Here is a 21,005-nt window from a genome sequence, read left to right on the forward strand (position 1 = left end):
AAAAACCTAATTTATTCATACATTTAATTACTTTTTTATCTTTCTCTAGCTTCCTTTAGTTTCATAATATGGGCCTCGAATGGCCCACCGACCTCTTTGTTGTGGGCCACTATTGGTCCACCAAAGAGGAAGTTATTATGAAACTAACCATCGAGAAAAAATCACCTGATAGCACAGGCCGCCAACAACTACTGTTAACCAGAAATTATGGTTCTTACCTAAATGAAAATGGCAAACGAGTTAAACGCCGTAAAAGACAATCAATGGACTTGTTCATTTATGCCACTCCTAAAGACAAGTTCCAACGTGACCATAATAAAAAGACCCTAGATATTTCTGAAAAGATAAGGGCACAAGCAGTTGTCGATTTAGCTAACAACAAGCATCATTTTGAAGACTCAGAAAAACAGCAAGAAAGCTTTTATAGCTACATGCAGCAAATAATAAACGACAAAGAGCACACAGACAGCACATCAAACGTATCGCTGTGGGAATCGGCGTTAATACATCTAAAGAGATATTGTGAAGGAAACCCGCTGTCATTTGCTGATTTTGATGCTGATGTATTACTAGGGTTCAGAACATACCTAATAAAACATGCACGAACAAAATCAGATAAGCCACTTTCTTCAAATACTACATCATGCTATTTCAATAAAGTGAGAGCGGCCTTAAACAAAGCATTCCATGAAGGCATTATTCGTCGAAATCCTGTAAACGAAGTAAAAAGCATCAAGATAGAACAAAACCCTCGTAATTACTTAGAAGAGGAAGAAGTAACAGCTCTTTATAGAACAGAGTGCCGATATGATGTACTAAAGCGAGCATTCTTATTCGGATGCCTAACAGGTATGCGCTGGAGCGATATTCAAAAACTAACGTGGGATCGAATAGCTTTAAAAGAGCAACGCGCGACGTTCAGACATACGAAAACAAAACACCTACAGTACCTTGATTTACCCGATGATGCTATCAGCTTATTAGGTTCGCAAGGAGAAGCCCATGAACGTGTTTTTAAAGGCTTAAGATACTCGAGCTATACTAACGTAGCCCTAACCCAATGGATGCTCAGAGCAGGTATTACAAAGCACATAACCTTTCACTGCGCGAGACATACATTTGCAGTCCGTATGTTAACTAATGATATCGATATCTATACGGTATCAAAGCTACTAGGCCACTCAGAGTTGAAAACAACACAAATTTACTCTGATATAGTTGAGCGTAAGCGAAAAGAGGCGATGACCACCTTACCTAGCCTATTTCAATAAAGGATATTAGGTTGGGAAATATGGGAAACTGGGAAAATATAACAAAAACAGATAAATATAAATTTATTTACCTTCCCTCTTTCCCGCTTTATTTGAAATGCCAGTTGTATCCAGGAGGTGTGAAAGCGTCGAGTGCTTGCCACTCAGAGCGCCGCATACCTCTTGGATAACCTTCACTACGCAGAGAAAAGCCAGTCAAGCTATAAATCGCCCGAAGGGTTGCGTAGCAAGGGGGCCCCGCTTGCGGGGTTCCGATTTATGGCTTTACAGGGTTTGAAAGGAGTGGTTAGTACTAATTCACTGCGGCTTTAGTAATGTGATATAAACATTCTATATTCATGTTACAGGGAAGAGTTATGTCTTTTAAATTAGACAATTTATTGAATGATCCCCGCCTTGCACGGTTATTCTCACCTCAACACAAGCATTGCGCATTTCAGTTTTGGGTTTTACAGCTAAAAAATGATGATACTTCTGTTAATCGACTGATTTACGGTAGGTTACTGCCATATTCCTATTCAAATAATTCTTGGTCCTTTAGCCATAAGGATAATTTTCGCTCTTTTGGTACATTTAAGGCTAGCGTAACTAAGCTTAATTTATATATTGATAGCTCTTTATGTGGAGAATTTTTACAAATGGCTTGTGAGGGCCGAACTATTGAAAGTATAAATAAAGCCTTAAAATTAAAAACTAGCCAAAAATTAAACGCACGATTCGGAGAAACAATACTCTCTGACCAAAGTGCCGTTTATCGTCCAGTATCCTATCAGCTAAATCGTAATGCTCATTTACAAAGCACTCTAACGAGTCCTCATGCAAGTGCTGGCGCTTTAAGTGCCTCAATAAGCCGATGCAATAAGAAATCTTTATTTAGTTGGGAGGATAACTACAATAAAGAACTCACTTCAATGATAGTTAACCTTTTAAATGAAGACACAGGAATGGACTTTGGAGGAAAGGATATTAGTCGGTTTTGCGATATTGAGCTCTTAGTATTTCCCACAATTGATGAAAATGAAATATCTCTCCTAGATGTTATTTGGAACAGAGATGGTGATTTAAATGTTCGATTTAACTCTTCTCAACTACCAACTTTCGATTGTTTTCAGTTCCTATTAACAATCGAAAATTGCAATCAAGTAGTATGCTCTAAAATTTTGTTATCCAGATCTGATAATGAGTTATTTGAATGCTATTTTAAATTAGAAGAGCCATTATTCGACATTGCCGACAGTGCTAGGATTGATATTTTTTCTTTTAAAGATAATGAATATGGCGAAGGTGAATTATGCTGTAGTTGGAAATTGCATTATATTCGTGAGGCGAACATTCAAATGCATCTGGTTGGAAATCATTCAAGTCCCGTCAAATTTGATTGGCTTGAAAAAACTACAACACCTCAAACTGCAGACCGAGTATCCTCAGCTTTGTCTCTTTCTAAAAGTGATTACCTATCACAAAGCAAAGTTGGCGGTCGTAAAATTGATAAATGGGTTCCCGAAAATAAGGAGTTAAACAATTTATTCTCTAAACTTTACCCTCCTAAATCCGACGGTAATTTTTTTCTGAGATGGGGGCAAACTAATGGAGAAGGACGTATTCAATTTGTTGAATGGTTTAAAGCTTTACTACAAAAAAATGCAAAGCAACACATTGCTATTTTTGACCCGTATTTTGAAGACGTAGGTATTAGTCTACTGGCACTTTCAGCTATTCATGGTTCCGAATACTCTATTTTTCGCAGCTTGCCAAAAACTAAAGAAAACCCCTCTCAAGGGAATGTTGGTTCTAATGATTCTATCAATAGAGGTGTTGACAACCTAATTGCCAACTGTGAGCACAACAGAAAGCTATTAAAACGTAGTGAGGTTACAATTTATGGAATTAAAGAGGGGCGTTTGCATGACCGGTATATATTGGTAATTGGAAAAAATGGTCTTCCAGTTGAAGGCTACCATTTATCAAATTCATTTCAGACAGCTGCAGAAAACTACCCGTTATTAATAACCCCGATCCCTACAGATGTTTTATACAAAACAAATCAGTATACATATGAACTTATCCGAGAAGCTAATAATCCCTTGGATCAAGGAAATGGGCAAACATTAATTTCTGTATTATTCAATTCAAGTTCGGAAGCTTCATCTGAAAAAACGAAGCTATATGACCCTTTAAATATCTTGGATGGGGAGATAGCAGGAACGGTATTAAGTATTTGGTTTCAGCAGCCATCACTAAAAGGGTTATCTGGAAACGACTTAAGAAGTGAAATGACGGCACAAGGAATTCTTCAACGTGAGTCCCTTATTAACTTAACGAATACAGGATTATTTAACTGTTTAAAAGAAATTGAAGGCGAACTTTCAAATTTTATGACGTCATGGGAAGTTATAGCGGATATACTTGCCCACACTCCAACTGGCGATTCAAACATTGATGAGCTCAAATCAGAAACAAAGTTTTTGGTGTTTTTAACTGAGTATCTATCTTATTCATTTCGAAGAAACCCGAGTTTTGATCACCAAGAAACATCAGTAATAGCCCCCAACTACTTTAAACAAACATTAAATGAATTTATCCATAGCTCGCTCCAAATACAGGACTTTGTTCAGTCAACAAAATATAAGCCGCTCACATGGGCTGAATATTACGCTGTAAAATATTTATGGAAATTTAGCCCTGCATCCCTCATTGCATTAGTTGAAAATGAATCAAAACTTATAACAACTGAATACCTATCAGAGGATATTGTTAGATTATCAATACTGGGACAAGTCATAAGTGAGATTTCATTAAGCTCAGAATTCGATGCAATATCGGAAGAACAAAATATAGCACTAATAACGAGTAATATTGCCATACTGAAGTGGTTTGGGTGGAATTCACTTGAACAAAAGTTACAGTCATCTGTTGATTTATCAATAGATAAATTGTCAGATTTAAGTGCCTCTGAACAATTGTTGTTTTTAGGTTGGGCAATAAATAAAAATGCAAAAAACTCTAAAAACCAACAGTTTTATGAGAACCTAATTAATCTACTTTATAAATTGTTACCTGATCAAATTCCCTATTGTGAACTAATAAGTACTATTGATTCTTTAAGAGGACATATGTATCAGCTTGGGTGGGCTGAACCTTGGTTATTTAAGGACGTTATAGAACCATTACTTCACAAAAAACGAGTTAGCTTTGAGGATGTGTGTAAAATTTGGCTTGAAGATTTAATTCAATTATTAGGCGGCCAAAACACTAATCATTATTTTTCTTCTGAACGCGATGGGCAAACAACTAATGTCTGCGCTTACCTATGGGCAAATAGTGAAACAGTCTTTCAAAACAGTTGTATTAAAAAACTCAATACTATTTTAGAAGCACAAGGAAGAATTATACGACAGCCGTTAGCCAACACATCCAATTGGTCTAAATGGGATGAAGCTCTCAAAATTTCATTATGGATTCTGGTATTCACAAAATGGGGTAAATACTATCTGAATGATTTGAATATTTTTAATCATGAAAAACTGGATCTTTTATTGAAAAGCGCACACTCCCTTGCTTTGAAACGACCAACATTAGAATGGAAAGCTCTAAGTGAACTGTTCGAATATATGGAAAAAATTGATGAACTGATAAATGAGCTCTCAAAGTGAGTAAAGATTGCGGATTAGCGACGAGTCGTCCCTACTCGAAAGAGGTAGGGACGACTCGCTGAGTCGCCCGTCGAGGCCACTGCTCATGATGCCTCGACATCCAATCCGCCCTGAAAAATTACAGGGCCAGAAGAGGGATGGAGATTTGAGCGTGTAAAAAAGGTGTTGCAATCTCTGATCACTGTGATAATTTTAATTATGAACTAGCTCGAAATGAGCACAAAGAAAAAGGGCGTATCCACTTATCCACTGCCCGCAACACGTTCCTGAGGAGCTGCATTCGCAGCATTATGGGTCACACGACCACTTCACTATAAACAACACAAATATAAACCACAGTAGTTCGCGCTGCATTTCAACAGAAATCACACGGCTCAGCTTTGTTGCTTTAGACCAGTTAGCCTTTATGTCTTATGACAATATGCTCGGTTACGCACCGTTCATATGGCTTTAAAACTTACCTATTTTGGCATTTCGCCCCCTGGTCTTTGGTTTGGTGTTTTTCTCAATACTTTCAAAAATTAGTTTTTAAATTTATGAGGAACATGAAATGAGCCAGTTAGGATATCGTCTTCACCAAATGGTGAACGACACACACCGTGAAAGTAGCTTTAGCACTAGAGCTACACGAAGCAACGTTTTAAACCTTGCAGCAGCACAACTACTTAGCCATGGTTATAGGTTAAGAGATCCATCAGGTCTTAAAACCAAGCATATCAATCATCTTGTTACACGTTGGCAAGATGAAGGTCTAGCAGCAAAAACAATAAAAAACAGAATGGCGGCCTTGCGTTGGATTGCTGAGAAAATAGGTAAACCTAATATCTGTTCACGCAGCAATGATGATTACGGCATTCCCAGAGTTCGCAACAACCCCATTGGCAAGTCAAAAACGTTAGACATGGATAAGCATGCCAAGATCAAAAGTGACTTGATCAAGCTTTCCCTGCGTTTGCAGCAAGAGTTTGGGCTTAGAAAAGAGGAGTGTATGAAATTCAGCTTATCCTATGCTTTGATAAATGCTAACACTCTACAAATAAAAGGCTCATGGGCTAAAGGTGGCAAATACCGCAAAATTCCGATCTTAAAAGAATCTCAACGACAGCTCATTCGTGATATTGGTGCCGTTACTAAAGGCGCACTTATCGAACCTGACAAAAACTATAAGTCACAAATGGAACAGTACGACCGCGAAACAATTCGAGTTGGATTAAATAAAAATCACGGACTGCGTCATCATTACGCAAGGGAGCGTTATTTAGAGCTTACAGGCTGGAAATGCCCTGCCGACGGTGGCCCACATAGAAGAGAGCTGTCGCCCACTGATTATGAGCACGATACCAAGGTCCGTGAGCAAATAAGCCAAGAGTTAGGTCATGAACGATTGAAGATTACCTATGCGTACTTGGGCAGTTAAAATTAGGCATGCCTAATTTTATCCGCTTACTGACCAATCCAATATCTTTTCAGCCAACTCGTCTTCAATGCAGTACAAGAAGGCAGTTGGCACCTTTAGAACACCGCTCAACGCGACTACTGTTTTGAAATCTGGAGTGTGAACACCACGTTCATATTGGTTCATACGAGCAGACGCAACAAACTTATCCATCCCCGCCATTATTCCTAACTGCTTCTGGGACAGACCAAGTCTTGTTCTTGCTTGCTTTAGCCGTGTTGGAAACGGCGAACCATCATTAGTTTTCAATTGGTGTAAGACATCTGCTCTTGAAAACTAAGATTTTCTTAGCTTTAATTGAATCTAGATACTAAGGAATGCTTAGCTATAGATTAGGCATGCCTAATTTTTTAGAGGATATGACTATGCTTGAAACTTTCGTGTGTGTGTCGGTAGTGGTTATCTACTTGTTGATTAGTATATTTACCGCTGATGATCAATCATCTACGGAAAGTGAACAACTCGATAAGCTTGATGATGGTATGGGTAATATTATCGCTGATGGCGAACATATGACTCGTCAAGAGGCTGAAGATGCTCAGGCTCGTGGCGAGCTCTACGATACTCATCTATAAATTAGGCATGCCTAATTTTGAGAGAAGAAATGATGACAAATAAAGAGCTTTGGCCATTTAAGCCTGTATACGATGAGTTGAAGATTCGCTTAGCTGGTATTGAGGAGGAGTGTGAACCATTAGGTTTAGAGCTTAATCTTCGCAATGAAACTGAAGAAGAGATGTTCGTTGCTTTAACCACACAAAAAGCGTTTGCATTTGATGTTATGAATGAACATGACGATATTTGGGATATTCGACTGGAGCCCTTTTCCGCATTTAAAAATCGTAGCGCTCAGGTTTTCTTTCCTTTCACAGGTCTAAACCCAACTAAACGGTTGAAAATTAGTAACTGGATGTTAGAGCTTTGCAATTGGGAAGGTAATATCTATTTAGGTAATACAAGACATTAAGGTGTACTTATGACTGATTATGAATGGTTTCAAATGTGGGTGTTAATGGTGCTGGCTATTCGCGCTACTCGGCACTACGACAAACTGAAACATGATCTATTTGAAGCAATTAAAGAGGGGAGAATATAGCAATGGCTCCTTTACTAACAGGCTGCGCTTTAATTCTAGCAATAGTGATATTTTTTGCTGTTCTATTCCATTTAAATCGAAAAGCCCTCAATAAATTCGACTGATACCTAATCATTCCTAGCAAAAAATTAGGCATGCCTAATTTTTTACGTTCAAAAGCAGCATATTCACACCAAATTCGGGTGAAGTTACCCCTTGACTTTTACGAAAGACTTATTATTAAAGGGCTGAAAAACCCACTGAAACTTCCCCTAGTTTCTCTCAGCATCTGATTAAATCTCCTGCTTAAATAACTCCAAGCGAAACTAAAAGAAATCAAAGTAAAGGAGCTTTATTATGTTTGAGCTTAGAGATAAGGGTTTATTTTATACCCCAACAGCCGACTCAGAACCAAGGTTCTTATGTGGCCCAATTCAAGTGCTTGGCATCTCAAGAGGAGGTAACAGTACTAGAGACTACGGCTTGCTTGTTGAGTGGAAAAATTTAGACGGTATTTGCATACGCAAACTGATACCACGACGCCACATAATTAATGATCAGGGTAAGGTGTTAAAAGAATTGCTTGTAGATACAGGGCTTGCACTATCAAGCCGTAAAGGTATATGGGACCCAATAACATCTTACCTGATTCAAGCAAGGCCAGAAAAACGATATAAAAGCTCGACTCAAACAGGCTGGCTTAATAATAGCTTTGTTACACCTAGTTGGTGCGTAAGTAATGGAGCAGAGCAAGTTATTTACTCAGGTGCAAAAGAAGCTGATTTTTTAAGTTCCGCAGGTACTTTATCTAGCTGGCAAAAAGAGGTTGGTACTCTTTGTATAAATAACCCATTGCTTGCATTTACTGTCTGCACTGGCTTATGTGCCCCACTACTTCACTGGCTAAATTGGCCCAGCTGTGGTGTTCACTTATTTGGTAAGTCCAAAGTATCTAAAACAACGATCTTAATCATGGCTGCAAGCCTGTACTCAGGTACTGACTTCTATTATGCATGGAGAAGCACCGCTAATGGGTTGGAAGCAATAGCGGTGGAACACAATAACTTACTGCTTTGCTTAGATGAACTGCATCAGGTTGACCCTGAGGTGGTAGACCAATCCATTTATACAATAGCTAATGGAATGTCAAAATCACGCAGTAATAAAGATGGCTCCCAAAGCCAGCGAAAAAAGTGGCGACTTATTTTTTTAAGTACCGGTGAAATGGGACTTGAAGAAAAGCTTTCATCAATACACAAAGGCGTAAAAGCAGGTCAAGAAATCCGCTTCTTAGAAGTACCAGCCCAAAGGCAGTATGGTGCCTATGACGATCTTTATGGTCATAACAACATGAATGACTTTTCTGAATCTATTTGGAAAGCCGTTAACGAAAATCATGGCACTGTTATGCCAAAATGGGTTGAATTCTTAAGCACTATTGACGATCTCCCTACTCTTTTAAATCGCAATATCAAAGCGATGTTAACCCATTGGGAAATAACAAAAGAAAATAATGGCAATCAGGTTATTGAAGCAGCAAAAAGATTTGCGTTACATGGTGTGAGTGGTGAATTAGCAGCTTCAGCTGGGCTTATGCCTTGGCCTAAAGGCCTTGCTGAAAAAAGCGCAAAAGAAGCATTTGATGCTTGGCTCGAAATACGTGGCTCTTCTAGTGATTCAGAAGATGACAAGTTGATAAAACAATTACCAGCTGCATTAAAACTTTGGCGACGAAAATTATTACCTGAAGGTAAGTTTTTGGGTGATAACTACGGCTACGCGATAGAAAAAGACGGCCAGCTTGCTTGGTTCATAACTCGTGATGCATTTATAGAAGGATTAAAGGTTAATTATAAAAATGATATTTCTCATACGGTTAAATTGATGTGTAAAAATCATTGGTTGGAAAGTCGTGAAGGTCGAGGAACATTCAAGAAAGTAATCGCAGGTGGGCCGCCTGGTGGTCGCTACTTTAAGGTGCTACCACAACAAATTGTGGCTGATTTAGCTTTAGATGAGACACTTTCCCAAGTTTATTTCCCAACTTAAAGTGATGAATTAATTTGATTTTCCCAATATTCCCGTTTTCCCAAAGATTTTAGAGAGTAGACCATGAACGTGAGCAATAATGACAGACCAAGCAATGTTGAAAAGATGACTTTACTAGAAAAAGTACAGATAAAAAGCTATCTAAGTACTGTATCTAATCTTACTGTAGATGAATGCGTGATCTATACGGGGTTAGCTAAAAGCTATATTTATAAACTCACTCACGCAGGGATCATCCCTCATTCAAAGCCTAATGGCAGAAGAATCATCTTTAATCGATTAGAACTAGATGACTGGCTGTTTAGTAATAAGGTTGAAAGTGCTGATGATCTGAGTGATTTCATCAAACATTCAGCAAAAGCTCTTAACAGAAAAGCATCTATAAACTATCGATGATTAAACTTGGTGATCGGGCTTACTTTCCTTTAGTTTACTTGCACGATATTTTCTAATGCGAAAGTGGGCCACCACAGACCCACCTAGAAAATATAAACCTACTGTTTTTATTGGTTTTTCACTTATTGTATCGGTAAATAAATTCCGGTCATCAATATTATAAAAAAGAGTCGCAAGGCTCTTTTTTATTTTTAATCCAGCAATCAATTATCGGTTCAGGGCCGAAACCAGCCAGTATTAAACTCAGTTTCAATTAGTCTAGTGATGTCATTAAACGGAGGACATCATGGACAAATATCAACAATTTCACCAGCTACACCACCAGCCAACAGGCTTTGTACTTGCTAATGCGTGGGATCTTAGTTCTGCACAATTCATTCAAGCTGCGGGGGCTAAAGCCCTAGCAACAACCAGCTGGGGCATTGCTGCCAGCTTAGGTTTAGCGGATGGTGAAAACATCTCTTTTCAAACTCAATTAGCGCTGGTTAAAAGCTTGACTAAACACATACACATTCCACTCACTGTCGATATAGAGTCAGGCTACAGTAACGATCCGCAGCAAATTAGCCAAAACGTTTTAGCGTTAGCAAAATTAGGGATTGTAGGCATCAACATTGAAGACTCAAACAAAGAAACTAACGCACTCAGATCTATCGAACAGCAATGCACTATTATTAGTGAGATAAAGAAAGTACTTAACGAAAATGGCTTCGGTAGTTTATTTATCAACGCCAGAACCGATACCTTCTTTGTTAGTGATCGCCCTTTTCAAGCAACATTAGAACGCGCAAAAGCCTATCAAAATGCTGGTGCAGATGGTCTATTTGTACCCGGCCTCACAAACATAGAGCAAATAACCAGCTTAACAAACGCGATAGATATGCCACTAAATGTGATGGCAATGAGCAATTTTAACTCAGCAAAAGCGGCTTTCGCTGGTGGCGCTAAACGTTTTTCATTGGGTAATTCGCTCTATGATCTAGTGGGTAATACAATTAAAAGCACCTTAATTCAGCTCGAAAGTTAACTTGGTAAACAAAAAAATCAGATCAAAACAGCTTTTAAGATCGAGTTTGTCTAAAAATGTTATCCACATTTGGGGTATTTTTAGATCTGAAAGCTGATTTGATCATAAAAAATCGCTGATATTTGAGCTCGCTGATGATCAACAGCCATTTTTTATAATTAATTTTCTTAAAAACGGCCTTTATATGTGCTGTTTTAAGTTTTTTTCGATCTATTTTATTGATCACAATTTACAAACCGATCGTTATCAACAAGCGATCTATCCACAAAACGATCACACTCAGCACGACTTACAGATCTAACCAATCTTTCTCTTTGCGACGACTAAAGATCAACAACTTAGCAAAGTTATACAGTTTACGAAATCAAACTTGATCAGAACTTTCCCCAAAATTATTAACAGCTTGATCAAAGGGTTAAACTCGCTAAAAATTTAAAAAAACTATTAAAAACAGCAAATTGTAAAAACAAATAAGTTTAAGCACATATTTTAACCATAAAAACTTATTCAGATCGTAATTCAACGCTTTACTCACACCCTAAGTTCGTTATCATGTGGCCACTTATTTCTATACATGATCAAACACATGCAATCAGTAAATATCATCGTTGGCAGCCAAATGGGATCGGCAGAGTACGTGGCAGAACAGCTCGCTGAAGCCCTTGAACAACAAGGGATCCAAGTTAAGCTGCATGAGCAGCCGGTATTTGATGATATTGATCAGCAAGACACAATCTGGTTGTTATGCACTTCAACTTATGGTGCCGGAGACTATCCAGATAATTTATTGCCATTTATTGAATCAGTTAACCAACAAGTTGATCTAAAAGAATTAAACTACAGTGTGGTCGGTTTGGGTGACACCAGTTACGACACCTATAACTATGCTGCTCGTAACCTAGATGAGTTATTAGCAAGTAAAGGTGCAACACGCGTGGCAACGCGCTTAGAGCTTAATATTCTTGATGAAGAACTACCCGAGGACACAGCATTAGCTTGGTTGCCAAGCTGGATCGAAACAGTGGGACTTAATTAAGCCGATCGAGGATGATCGTGTTTTAAAAGTTATCAACAATTTACTGATAATTTAGATCGAATTGTGGATAAACACTGATCTAACTGCGATTTTAAGGTAGTTTATCCCTTGGATAAGATCCACTCGATATTGCCCTGTGTATAAATAGCCCTTTTGATCAAAGCTTGTTCCCCGTAAGATCCGATCATATTAACACCTTTAGATCTGCGTTAAGATCATGTTTTAAATAGTAAAGCAAACATTATCAACAGATCTAGCCGTTACTAGTAGTAAAAGTAATAAAAGATCTCTTTAAAAGATCCTTTATATTATTAGAGATCACCCACTTAGATCTTGAGTACTGTTTAATCATTTATCTTCTCTAAATTTCTAGGTAGAATACGCTCCCTTTACAAAGTTTTGCTGGTCGATTAAGTAGGATCCCATAAATGATTTTTCACGAACGTTTTGATGTTATTGTTGTAGGTGGTGGACATGCAGGTACTGAAGCTGCATTAGCATCTGCTCGCATGGGCATGAATACCCTATTGCTAACTCATAATATGGATACCCTTGGTCAAATGTCTTGTAACCCGGCAATTGGCGGTATTGGTAAAGGCCATTTAGTAAAAGAGATCGATGCTCTAGGTGGTGCTATGGCACAAGCAATCGATAAAGGCGGTATTCAATTTCGTACTTTAAACTCATCTAAAGGCCCTGCTGTTCGTGCTACACGTGCGCAAGCTGACCGTGCTTTGTATAAAGCTGCTATCCAACACACTTTACAACATCAAGAAAATTTAAAGATCTTCCAGCAATCATGTGACGATCTGATTGTTGAAGGCGATCGTGTAATGGGTGTGGTAACACAAATGGGTCTTCGTTTTAGTGCCCCATCAGTTGTACTTACTGTAGGTACTTTCTTAGGTGGTCAGATCCATATTGGTTTAGAGAATTTCAAAGGGGGTCGTGCTGGTGATCCACCTTCAATAGCACTTGCAGAGCGTTTACGTGAATTACCATTTCGTGTTGATCGCTTAAAAACAGGCACGCCTCCGCGTATTGATGCACGCACTGTTGATTTTAGCAAGATGCAAGAACAGCCAGGTGATACTCCAACGCCGGTATTCTCGTTTATGGGTAAACAGTCAGATCACCCACAGCAGATCCCGTGCTACATCACCTATACAAATGAAAAAACTCATGATGTGATCCGCAACAACCTACATCGTTCACCTATGTATTCAGGTGTTATTGAAGGTATTGGTCCTCGTTACTGTCCTTCAATTGAAGATAAGATCGTACGTTTTGCTGATAAAGACAAACATCAAATCTTTGTTGAACCAGAAGGTTTAACATCATACGAATTATATCCAAATGGTATCTCTACGAGTTTACCGTTTGATGTACAACTTGAAATTGTGCAATCAATCACTGGTTTTGAAAATGCACATATTTGTCGTCCTGGTTACGCAATTGAATATGATTTCTTTGATCCGCGCGACTTAAAACAGTCATTAGAAACTAAGTTTATTAATGGTTTATTCTTCGCAGGCCAAATCAATGGCACAACGGGTTATGAAGAAGCTGGCGCGCAAGGCTTAATTGCTGGTATGAACGCGGCATTACAAGTACAAGGTAAAGAGTCTTGGACACCACGCCGTGATGAAGCATACACAGGTGTACTAATTGATGACCTAGCAACATTAGGTACTAAAGAACCGTACCGTATGTTTACTAGCCGTGCTGAATACCGTTTATTACTTCGTGAAGACAATGCTGATATTCGTTTAACTGCAAAAGGTCGTGAACTTGGTTTAGTTGATGATGCTCGTTGGGCTGCCTTTAACGAAAAAATGGAAATCATCGAAAAAGAAACGCAACGTTTAAAAGAAACGTGGATCCACAAAGATCACGTTGCTGTCGATCAAGTAAATGCGTTATTAAAAACGCCACTGACTCGTGAAGCGAGCCTTGAAGATCTGATCCGCCGTCCTGAAATTCGTTATACCGATTTAATGGCGATCGATGGTTTAGGTTCTGAGTTTGATAACCAAGCTGCACTTGAGCAAGTTGAAATTCATACTAAATACGCAGGTTACATTGCTCGCCAACAAGACGAGATCAATAAGCAATTGCGTCATGAACAAACTGTATTACCAAAAGACTTTGATTATTCAACTGTTTCTGGTTTATCAAATGAGGTTATTGCGAAGCTTACTGATAGTCGTCCAGATACAATTGGCCAAGCATCGCGTATTTCAGGTATCACCCCTGCTGCTATTTCGCTATTATTAGTCTATCTGAAAAAGCAAGGCTTACTGCGCAAGACTGCGTAGTTGGTGAGGAATACAGTGTTACAACAACAATTAACTTCACTGTTAGCGCAAACTGAAATTGCGCTAACAGAAAAACAGCAACAACAACTTGTGCAATATGTTGAATTATTAGACAAGTGGAACAAAGCGTATAATTTAACCTCTGTTCGTTTACCTGAAGAGATGATGGTTAAGCACATTATGGATAGCTTAGTTGTTGCACCACACCTTAAAGGCAAACATTACATCGATGTTGGTACGGGTCCTGGTTTACCGGGTATCGTATTAGCCATCGCCCTACCTGAGACACAATTTATTTTGTTAGATAGTTTAGGTAAGCGCGTACGCTTTTTGATGCAGGTAAAACATGCACTTGGCCTTGAAAATGTAACCCCAGTGCAGTCTAGAGTTGAAGAATATCAACCAAGTGTTAAATTAGATGGTGTATTAAGTCGTGCATTCGCCTCTTTACAAGATATGGTTGACTGGTGTGCGCACTTGATTGATCATTCAGGCAAATTTATCGCTTTAAAAGGCGTATTTCCGAGCGAAGAACTAGACTCATTACCTAAAGGTATTAAGTTTGACGAAAAAATCAGCTTGGAAGTACCTGAGTTAGATGCGCAAAGACATCTAATCATTCTATCTAAAGACTAGGGATCAGAGCACTGTGGCAAAAGTCATCGCATTAGCAAACCAAAAAGGTGGTGTTGGTAAAACAACCACCGCTGTGAATCTCGCGGCATCGATGGCCGCGACGAAGCGTAAAGTGTTATTAATCGATCTTGATCCGCAAGGTAACGCAACCATGGGGAGCGGTGTCGATAAATATGGTGATGTTGCGACTATTTACGATTTATTGATTGAAGAGACACCAATCGAAGAAGTCATCAATAAAGAAACCTCTGGTGAGTACCACTTAATTGCTGCTAATGGTGATGTGACTGCCGCTGAAGTTAAATTAATGGAATTGTTTGCTCGCGAAGTACGTTTACGTAATGCGTTAGAAAAAATTCAAGATCAATACGACTTCATTTTTATTGACTGCCCGCCTTCTCTAAATATGCTGACTGTTAATGCAATGGCTGCCGCAGATTCAATTTTAGTTCCAATGCAATGTGAGTACTATGCCCTTGAAGGTTTAACGGCGTTAATGGATACCATTACGCAACTTTCTAAGTTAGTAAATCCAGCGTTAACAATTGAAGGGATTTTGCGCACCATGTATGATCCGCGCAATCGCCTTGCAAATGACGTATCTGAACAACTAAAACAACATTTTGGCGATAAAGTATATCGTACCGTTATCCCACGTAATGTCCGTTTAGCAGAAGCGCCGAGCTTTGGTGCCCCTGCCATGTATTATGACCGTGCATCAAGTGGCGCTAAAGCATACTTAGCCCTAGCCGGCGAAATGTTACGTAGAAAAGAGAAAACATCTTCAGCAGTAGCCTAACTTCGAGGTAAAAAAATAACATGTCTGCTAAAAAACGCGGTTTAGGCCGAGGACTCGACGCTTTATTAAGTTCATCAAAACCAGCCCAAAGTGCAAATAATCAGCAACAAGCGACAACCACACCAGAGCAAGTCTCTGAGGTAGTTGCTGAGCAAAAAAATGGTGAACTGCAAAAGCTAGCGATAGAGTTTTTACAATCGGGTAAATATCAACCACGTAAAGACATGTCTGAAGAAGCACTTGAAGAGTTAGCCAGCTCAATTCGTGCCCAAGGTATTATTCAGCCAATCGTTGTGCGCCAAATTGGTGCAGATAAATACGAAATTATTGCAGGTGAACGTCGTTGGCGTGCTGCACAATTAGCAAAATTAGACACCGTACCGTGTATCATCAAGGATGTACCCGATGAAGCTGCGGTAGCTATTGCACTTATTGAAAATATTCAACGTGAAGACTTAAATGCGATGGAAGAAGCGATTGCATTAAATCGTTTGCTAAATGAGTTTGAACTTACCCATCAACAGGTCGCCGAAGCGGTTGGCAAGTCTCGTACAACAGTAACAAATTTGCTTCGTTTAAATAATTTAAATGAAGATGTAAAAATATTGTTAGAACATGGTGATATTGAAATGGGCCATGCACGCTGTTTATTAGGCCTTGAAGGTGAAGCGCAATCAGATGCAGCACGGCTAGCAGTAGCTAAAGCGTTAACTGTTCGCGAAACCGAAAAGCTAGTGCGTTCTATTTTAGAACCAGCGCCAAAAAAAGAAGTGCAAGAAAAAGATCCTGATGTCAAACAGTTAGAACAAAAACTTGCTGAAAATTTAGGCGCAAAAGTAGAAATAAACTACAATAAAAAAGGCAAGGGAAAGCTGGTTATTTCGTATACAACACTTGATGAGCTAGATGGCATTTTAAGCCGTATAAATTAAGACTATTCCCGTCATTAATTAATAACATGTCCAAAAAGAGACATTTGTGGTGTTTTTGCACTACAAAGGGTCGACTCAAGTTGCAAAACTGGTAGGAATCAGTATAATTTCGCCAGTTTTCATACCCTGACAATTTGAACGTTTACAAGGTTAATAAAACGTGACTAATAAGTTAGCAAAGCCTTATAGGCTTGCCGCATTTAAATTAATTTGTCTTCAGGGTATCGTAGCGCTCATCGCTGCAGTAGTTGTTTTTATAGGTTGGGGAGTCAATGCCGGCCAGTCAGCAGTTGCTGGCGGGGCTGTAGCAATACTCCCTAATTTTGTATTTGCCGTCTATGCATTCAGATATGTGGGTGCAAGTCGAGTAAATCAAGTGTATGCCTCGCTAAAGCGCGGCAACGGATTAAAATTTATGCTAACAATCGTGTTGTTCGCACTGATACTGAAGTCTTACACGGTCATTTTGTTACCGTTTTTCTGTGTTTATGTATTGGTGTTATTTTGCGGATTGTTTGCGCCCGTTTTTTTTAATCATTAACTTTTGGGATATAACATGGCTGCAGAAGAAGTAACTCTATCAAGCCATATTCAGCACCACTTAACTAACGCTAAGATGTGCTCGACCGACGCTGGTCTTGCCTTCAACAAAGCGTGTGCAGACAGTGGTTTCTGGACATGGAATATAGATACCCTCGCATGGTCAATCGGTTTAGGTCTTGTATTTTTATGGATCTTCCGTAGTGCCGCTAAAAAAGCAAATACCGGTGTACCTGGTAAATTTCAGTGTTTCATTGAAATGATCGTTGAGTTCGTTGGCGACAACGTACGCGATACTTACCACGGTAAAAGTGCCCTAATCGCTCCATTAGCTCTAACGATTTTCGTTTGGGTGTTCTTAATGAACTTAATGGACTTAATTCCGGTTGATTTCCTACCTGCATTCGCTGGCTTCGTTGGTGAACAAGCATTTGGTATGGATTCTCACGACGTTTACATGAAGATTGTACCAACAACAGACATCAACATGACTGCTGCACTTGCTATTGGTGTATTCATTCTGATGATCGGTTACGCAATCAAAATCAAAGGGATTGGCGGTTTCTTAGCAGAACTTACGCTTCACCCATTTAGCTCAAATAACAAGCTAGCGATGGTGTTTTTAATCCCGTGTAACTTATTACTAGAAACAATCGCTTTAGTAGCTAAGCCGTTCTCGTTAGCGCTGCGTTTATTCGGTAACTTATATGCTGGTGAGTTGATTTTCATCTTGATCGGCGCAGTTGGTTTAATGCAACTACCGTTGCACTTTATTTGGGCTGTATTCCACATCTTAGTAATCGTACTGCAAGCATTCGTATTCATGATGCTAACAATCGTTTACCTAAGCATGGCAAGCTCAGATAATCACTAATTTTATACACTTTTAAATTTTAACTTTAATTTACAATTGAAACTTTGGAGAAAAAAATGGAACTAATGATTGGTCTTAAGTATATCGCTGTTGCTCTACTTATCGGCTTCGGTGCAATCGGTACTGCTATCGGCTTCGGCAACATGGGTGGTAAATTCCTAGAAGCTTGTGCTCGTCAACCTGAACTTGCACCTTCATTACAAGTTAAGATGTTCATCCTTGCTGGTCTAATCGATGCTGTAGCTATGATCGGTGTTGGTATCGCAATGGTATTGTTGTTCGTACTTTAATATTATTTTTTGAACAGCTTACTATTTTAAGGAGGAGCGGTCGTGAACTTAACAGCCACTCTTATCGGTGAATTAATTGCATTTACGGTTTTCGTACTTTTCTGTATGAAATACGTATGGCCACCACTAAATGGTGCAATTGAAGCTCGCCAGAAGAAAATCGAAGATGGTTTAGCTGCCTCTGATAGAGCCGAAAAAGACTTAGAACTTGCGCAAAAGAAAGCTGCTGAGCAGCTTAAAGAGGCAAAAGCTCAAGCGGCTGATATCATTGAACAAGCTAAAAAGCGTGCCACGCTTATCGTTGACGAAGAAACTGTTCGTGGTCAACAAGAGCGTGAAAAAATTATTGCTCAAGGGCACTCTGAAATCGAAGCAGAGCGTAACCGTGTAACAGAAGAACTACGTAAACAAGTAGCGACGCTGGCCGTGGTTGGTGCTGAGAAGATTTTAGAGCGCGAAATCAATCAAGCCGCACACAGTGACATCGTTGAAAAACTTGTCGCTGAGCTGTAATTAGGAGGGTATGAGCATGTCTGAATTGGCTACTATCGCTCGCCCATACGCTAAAGCGGCTTTTGAACTTGCCGTTGAAAAAGGCACTGTTGAAAGTTGGAACGACATGCTGTTCTTTGCTGGCCAAGTTGCCAGCAATGAGCAAGCCGCTGCCGCGCTAGCTGGATTGCCTACTGCTACTGAAAAAGCAGATCTGTTTATCAAGATCTGTGCAGAGCAGCTCAACGAACAAGGTCAGAACCTAATCAAGGTGATGGCTGAAAATGGACGTTTAGTTGCACTGCCAGCTGTTGCAGAGTTATTCGCTGAATTAAAAGCGGACTACGACAAAGAAATCGACGTTGATGTGGTTTCTGCAACACCGCTTGCTGCTGAGCAGCAAGTATCATTGGTAGCGGCACTTGAAAAACGTTTCGCACGCAAAGTTAAGCTGAATTGTAGTGAAGATACTACAGTGGTTGGCGGCCTTATTATCAAGGCGGGTGACACTGTAATCGACGGCTCAGTACGTGGCAAATTAGCCCGCTTAGCTACATCACTACAATCGTAATTGGGAAAAAGAGCATGCAACTTAATTCCACTGAAATTTCAGATCTGATCAAACAACGTATTGAGCAGTTCGAAGTTGTAAGTGAAGCTCGTAACGAAGGTACTATTGTATCTGTTACTGACGGTATCATCCGCATCCACGGTCTTGCTGACTGTATGCAAGGTGAAATGATTGAGCTTCCTGGCAACCGTTATGCTATCGCACTAAACCTTGAGCGTGACTCAGTAGGTGCAGTAGTAATGGGTCCTTACGCTGACCTTAAAGAAGGCGTAAAAGTTAAATCAACTGGTCGTATCTTAGAGGTTCCTGTTGGTCGTGGTCTACTTGGTCGTGTTGTTAACACACTAGGTGCACCTATCGATGGTAAAGGCGCTTTAGATAACGACGGTTTTGAACCTGTTGAGAAAATCGCACCAGGCGTTATCGAACGTCAATCAGTAGATGAGCCAGTACAAACTGGTTATAAATCTATCGATGCGATGATCCCAGTAGGTCGTGGTCAACGTGAGCTTGTGATCGGTGACCGCCAAACTGGTAAAACTGCATTAGCAATCGATGCTATCATCAACCAAAAAGGTACAGGCGTTAAGTGTGTGTACGTTGCAGTTGGTCAAAAAGCATCTACTATCGCTAACGTAGTACGTAAATTAGAAGAGCACGGTGCATTAGAAAACACTATCGTTGTTGTTGCATCTGCTTCTGAATCTGCGGCACTTCAGTACTTAGCACCATTCTCTGGTTGTACTATGGGTGAATACTTCCGTGACCGTGGTGAAGACGCGCTAATCGTATATGATGATTTATCTAAGCAAGCTGTTGCTTACCGTCAAATCTCATTACTACTTAAGCGTCCACCAGGTCGTGAAGCATACCCAGGTGACGTATTCTACCTTCACTCACGTCTTCTAGAGCGTGCATCACGTGTAAACGCTGATTACGTTGAGAAGTTCACTAACGGTGAAGTGAAAGGTAAAACAGGTTCATTGACGGCATTGCCAATCATTGAAACTCAAGGCGGCGACGTTTCTGCGTTCGTACCGACAAACGTTATCTCTATCACCGATGGTCAGATCTTCTTAGAAACTGACTTATTCAACTCAGGTATCCGTCCAGCTGTTAACGCTGGTATCTCGGTATCTCGTGTTGGTGGTGCAGCGCAAACTAAAATCGTTAAGAAACTAGGTGGTGGTATCCGTCTAGCGTTAGCTCAGTACCGTGAATTAGCTGCGTTCTCGCAGTTCGCGTCTGACCTTGACGATGCAACACGTGCTCAATTAGAGCATGGTGAGCGCGTAACAGAGTTAATGAAGCAGAAACAGTACGCACCAATGTCTGTTGCTGAAATGTCTCTGTCGCTATTTGCTGCTGAAAAAGGCTACCTAAAAGACATCGAAATCGCGAAAATCATGGATTTCGAAGCTGGCCTGATTTCTTATGCAAACAGCACATACGCAGAGCTAATGGCTCAAATCAATGAAACTGGTAACTACAACGCTGAGATTGAAGCTCAACTTAAAGAACTTCTAGAGAAGTTCAAGTCGACGCAAACTTGGTAATTTAGTTATGAATGGTGAGCTTTAGGCAACTAAA

General features: G+C 39.7%; 20 protein-coding genes. 19 read left to right on the forward strand and 1 reads right to left on the reverse strand.

The annotated features are described in order from the left end of the window. The first annotated feature begins 137 nt into the window (after nt 1–137). From ACSFVZ_RS16430 to ACSFVZ_RS16440, 3 genes are all read left to right on the forward strand, one after another. Complete coding sequence (locus ACSFVZ_RS16430) at nt 138–1,271, forward strand: tyrosine-type recombinase/integrase (protein ID WP_335668912.1); 1,134 nt, start codon at nt 138–140, stop codon at nt 1,269–1,271. A gap of 356 nt (nt 1,272–1,627) precedes the next feature. Further along, entirely contained in the window at nt 1,628–4,924 is a 3,297-nt protein-coding gene (locus tag ACSFVZ_RS16435; RefSeq protein ID WP_335668913.1) for a VPA1262 family protein, read from the forward strand. Nucleotides 4,925–5,474: 550 nt separating this feature from the next. After that, a complete protein-coding gene (locus ACSFVZ_RS16440) occupies nt 5,475–6,341 on the forward strand; it encodes a phage integrase N-terminal domain-containing protein (RefSeq protein ID WP_335668914.1) in 867 nt (288 codons plus the stop codon). Between the two features lie 18 nt (nt 6,342–6,359). On the opposite strand, the gene ACSFVZ_RS16445 is transcribed toward ACSFVZ_RS16440, so the two are convergent. Further along, nucleotides 6,360–6,629, reverse strand: coding sequence for a helix-turn-helix domain-containing protein (locus tag ACSFVZ_RS16445; RefSeq protein WP_101566470.1), 270 nt, complete (start codon nt 6,627–6,629; stop codon nt 6,360–6,362). 116 nt (nt 6,630–6,745) lie between these two features. On the opposite strand from ACSFVZ_RS16445, the gene ACSFVZ_RS16450 reads away from it, so the two are divergent. The 16 genes from ACSFVZ_RS16450 (at nt 6,746) to atpA (ending at nt 20,971) form a co-directional block, all read left to right on the forward strand. Continuing rightward, entirely contained in the window at nt 6,746–6,955 is a 210-nt protein-coding gene (locus ACSFVZ_RS16450; RefSeq protein WP_335668915.1) for a hypothetical protein, read from the forward strand. 29 nt (nt 6,956–6,984) lie between these two features. After that, complete coding sequence (locus tag ACSFVZ_RS16455; protein WP_335668916.1) at nt 6,985–7,347, forward strand: hypothetical protein; 363 nt, start codon at nt 6,985–6,987, stop codon at nt 7,345–7,347. A 465-nt stretch (nt 7,348–7,812) separates the two neighbouring features. Beyond that, nucleotides 7,813–9,504: a DUF927 domain-containing protein gene (locus tag ACSFVZ_RS16460; protein ID WP_435559244.1), complete on the forward strand. Its 1,692-nt coding sequence runs from the start codon at nt 7,813–7,815 to the stop codon at nt 9,502–9,504. A gap of 63 nt (nt 9,505–9,567) precedes the next feature. Further along, nucleotides 9,568–9,900, forward strand: coding sequence for an excisionase family DNA-binding protein (locus tag ACSFVZ_RS16465; protein ID WP_016900014.1), 333 nt, complete (start codon nt 9,568–9,570; stop codon nt 9,898–9,900). A gap of 286 nt (nt 9,901–10,186) precedes the next feature. Next, nucleotides 10,187–10,927, forward strand: coding sequence for an isocitrate lyase/PEP mutase family protein (locus ACSFVZ_RS16470; protein WP_253039947.1), 741 nt, complete (start codon nt 10,187–10,189; stop codon nt 10,925–10,927). Nucleotides 10,928–11,513: 586 nt separating this feature from the next. Further along, nucleotides 11,514–11,963 (forward strand): FMN-binding protein MioC, encoded by a 450-nt coding sequence (gene mioC, locus ACSFVZ_RS16475; protein ID WP_295510807.1) that lies wholly within the window; start codon nt 11,514–11,516, stop codon nt 11,961–11,963. 428 nt (nt 11,964–12,391) lie between these two features. Beyond that, the gene (mnmG, locus tag ACSFVZ_RS16480) at nt 12,392–14,281 is read left to right on the forward strand and encodes a tRNA uridine-5-carboxymethylaminomethyl(34) synthesis enzyme MnmG (RefSeq protein ID WP_138557631.1); all 1,890 of its coding nucleotides are present in this window, start codon (nt 12,392–12,394) and stop codon (nt 14,279–14,281) included. Nucleotides 14,282–14,296: 15 nt separating this feature from the next. Beyond that, a complete protein-coding gene (gene rsmG / locus ACSFVZ_RS16485) occupies nt 14,297–14,917 on the forward strand; it encodes a 16S rRNA (guanine(527)-N(7))-methyltransferase RsmG (protein WP_295510804.1) in 621 nt (206 codons plus the stop codon). Between the two features lie 13 nt (nt 14,918–14,930). Further along, on the forward strand, nt 14,931–15,716 hold the full coding sequence (locus tag ACSFVZ_RS16490; protein ID WP_063701404.1) for a ParA family protein: 786 nt from the start codon (nt 14,931–14,933) through the stop codon (nt 15,714–15,716). Between the two features lie 20 nt (nt 15,717–15,736). Then, nucleotides 15,737–16,648, forward strand: coding sequence for a ParB/RepB/Spo0J family partition protein (locus tag ACSFVZ_RS16495; RefSeq protein ID WP_135923076.1), 912 nt, complete (start codon nt 15,737–15,739; stop codon nt 16,646–16,648). A gap of 160 nt (nt 16,649–16,808) precedes the next feature. Further along, nucleotides 16,809–17,189 carry an ATP synthase subunit I gene (locus ACSFVZ_RS16500; protein WP_135923075.1) on the forward strand — a complete coding sequence of 127 codons (381 nt, stop codon included), beginning with the start codon at nt 16,809–16,811 and terminating at the stop codon, nt 17,187–17,189. Between the two features lie 15 nt (nt 17,190–17,204). Continuing rightward, entirely contained in the window at nt 17,205–18,062 is an 858-nt protein-coding gene (gene atpB, locus ACSFVZ_RS16505) for a F0F1 ATP synthase subunit A (protein ID WP_054554806.1), read from the forward strand. A gap of 56 nt (nt 18,063–18,118) precedes the next feature. Further along, entirely contained in the window at nt 18,119–18,352 is a 234-nt protein-coding gene (atpE, locus tag ACSFVZ_RS16510) for a F0F1 ATP synthase subunit C (protein ID WP_010561330.1), read from the forward strand. A gap of 42 nt (nt 18,353–18,394) precedes the next feature. Then, nucleotides 18,395–18,865: a F0F1 ATP synthase subunit B gene (gene atpF, locus ACSFVZ_RS16515; RefSeq protein ID WP_054554807.1), complete on the forward strand. Its 471-nt coding sequence runs from the start codon at nt 18,395–18,397 to the stop codon at nt 18,863–18,865. A 16-nt stretch (nt 18,866–18,881) separates the two neighbouring features. Next, nucleotides 18,882–19,415 (forward strand): F0F1 ATP synthase subunit delta, encoded by a 534-nt coding sequence (atpH, locus tag ACSFVZ_RS16520; RefSeq protein ID WP_135923074.1) that lies wholly within the window; start codon nt 18,882–18,884, stop codon nt 19,413–19,415. A 14-nt stretch (nt 19,416–19,429) separates the two neighbouring features. Beyond that, nucleotides 19,430–20,971: a F0F1 ATP synthase subunit alpha gene (gene atpA / locus ACSFVZ_RS16525; protein ID WP_054554809.1), complete on the forward strand. Its 1,542-nt coding sequence runs from the start codon at nt 19,430–19,432 to the stop codon at nt 20,969–20,971. Nucleotides 20,972–21,005 lie beyond the last annotated feature (34 nt).

It is taken from the genome of Pseudoalteromonas nanhaiensis (assembly GCF_051235485.1).
GTDB classification, from domain to species: domain Bacteria; phylum Pseudomonadota; class Gammaproteobacteria; order Enterobacterales; family Alteromonadaceae; genus Pseudoalteromonas; species Pseudoalteromonas lipolytica_C.

Excerpts from the sequence above, each read along its gene's own strand:
- ACSFVZ_RS16460 (WP_435559244.1), top strand. The coding sequence starts at position 7,813 with ATGTTTGAGCTTAGAGATAAGGGTTTATTTTATACCCCAACAGCCGAC.
- ACSFVZ_RS16450 (WP_335668915.1), top strand. The coding sequence starts at position 6,746 with ATGCTTGAAACTTTCGTGTGTGTGTCGGTAGTGGTTATCTACTTGTTG.
- ACSFVZ_RS16435 (WP_335668913.1), top strand. The coding sequence starts at position 1,628 with ATGTCTTTTAAATTAGACAATTTATTGAATGATCCCCGCCTTGCACGG.
- atpB (WP_054554806.1), top strand. The coding sequence starts at position 17,205 with ATGGCTGCAGAAGAAGTAACTCTATCAAGCCATATTCAGCACCACTTA.
- atpA (WP_054554809.1), top strand. The coding sequence starts at position 19,430 with ATGCAACTTAATTCCACTGAAATTTCAGATCTGATCAAACAACGTATT.
- mioC (WP_295510807.1), top strand. The coding sequence starts at position 11,514 with ATGCAATCAGTAAATATCATCGTTGGCAGCCAAATGGGATCGGCAGAG.
- atpH (WP_135923074.1), top strand. The coding sequence starts at position 18,882 with ATGTCTGAATTGGCTACTATCGCTCGCCCATACGCTAAAGCGGCTTTT.
- ACSFVZ_RS16465 (WP_016900014.1), top strand. The coding sequence starts at position 9,568 with ATGAACGTGAGCAATAATGACAGACCAAGCAATGTTGAAAAGATGACT.
- ACSFVZ_RS16440 (WP_335668914.1), top strand. The coding sequence starts at position 5,475 with ATGAGCCAGTTAGGATATCGTCTTCACCAAATGGTGAACGACACACAC.
- ACSFVZ_RS16495 (WP_135923076.1), top strand. The coding sequence starts at position 15,737 with ATGTCTGCTAAAAAACGCGGTTTAGGCCGAGGACTCGACGCTTTATTA.
- atpE (WP_010561330.1), top strand. The coding sequence starts at position 18,119 with ATGGAACTAATGATTGGTCTTAAGTATATCGCTGTTGCTCTACTTATC.
- ACSFVZ_RS16470 (WP_253039947.1), top strand. The coding sequence starts at position 10,187 with ATGGACAAATATCAACAATTTCACCAGCTACACCACCAGCCAACAGGC.
- mnmG (WP_138557631.1), top strand. The coding sequence starts at position 12,392 with ATGATTTTTCACGAACGTTTTGATGTTATTGTTGTAGGTGGTGGACAT.
- ACSFVZ_RS16455 (WP_335668916.1), top strand. The coding sequence starts at position 6,985 with ATGATGACAAATAAAGAGCTTTGGCCATTTAAGCCTGTATACGATGAG.
- ACSFVZ_RS16430 (WP_335668912.1), top strand. The coding sequence starts at position 138 with ATGAAACTAACCATCGAGAAAAAATCACCTGATAGCACAGGCCGCCAA.